Here is a 951-nt window from a genome sequence, read left to right on the forward strand (position 1 = left end):
ATTGACCTGTTCTGGCGTGTAAGAACGAGAGTTTTCAATAGTTTCTTTTTTAGATGTAGGAAGCTCTTTGGGTGGGTATAGTGTTTGATTGGGTTCTAACTTATGTGTGACATGCTGCATCATTGTTTGTATTGCCTGACGATCCATGTCGATTGTGCTTTGTTTACATTCGTGAGCGCGTAACTCTATGTAGTTTTTTGCTTGTTCTGGGGTTAGTTCTCTTAGAGAGCCAAGCTTGAACTCTTTCAGATAATCGCAACAGGTTTTCAATGCTTGTTCGTAGTTCCTCGCCGTTCCCACCGATTCTATGGCATTACCTTTCCCCTGCATTTCTTTCATGACAGAAGCGGCTTGTTTTTCTGATTTTGCGAAGTGCCCTTTAGCCATTGCGTGTTACTCCGATGGAATGGATATATCGGAGGATGGTACTGCGAGCTGCATATTGCTTGTGTTCAGTTTGGAGGTGCAGAGCAATCAGTTCTAAAGATGCGCCATGCTTGTACATTTTGGCGATTTCAGAACGGAACGGTTCAAGTTTAGAGGTGCGTTTCTTATAGTTTTTGCCTTTGCGTAAAGCACGGGTCTTTTTTGCAGCTTCGGTCGCTGCTACTGGATCAAAGCTCATAAAAATCTCGATGTGGGCGTAAGAACTAGCTAAATATTTTCGTAAAAATATCCAGACGGCATTGCCGTTCGCCAATTTTGCTTTTTTTCGTATAGCAAGGCCGACTGTTCACACCTTTTCACGTTCACTTTCCGCCAGTGAAGTGCGTACTGATTTTTGTGTTTCGCTGCTTTGAGAAGCACCGTTGGTATCAGTAATTAAAACCAACGTGTACGGTGTTAACTAGGCCGTACTCCCCTGAGGCAAAATCATTTTTTAGTTCTCTGACTAAGCGCGGATTTGATTTTCGCAGACCAAACCAAGGAGGTTGTAGAGGTCAGGTTCCT

The 951-nt window shown here is 43.4% G+C and carries 1 protein-coding gene and 1 pseudogene; both read right to left on the reverse strand.

Going from position 1 to position 951, the window contains the following annotated elements; genetic code table 11:
• Nucleotides 1-387: pseudogene (locus R7R24_RS25200) on the reverse strand (site-specific integrase); the annotation flags it as partial.
• Nucleotides 380-700, reverse strand: coding sequence for a hypothetical protein (locus R7R24_RS25205; protein WP_102137291.1), 321 nt, complete (start codon nt 698-700; stop codon nt 380-382). The pseudogene R7R24_RS25200 and the gene R7R24_RS25205, both read right to left, overlap by 8 nt.
• Between the last annotated feature and the right edge of the window lie 251 nt (nt 701-951).

The sequence above is a fragment of the Vibrio sp. 704 genome (assembly GCF_033339295.1).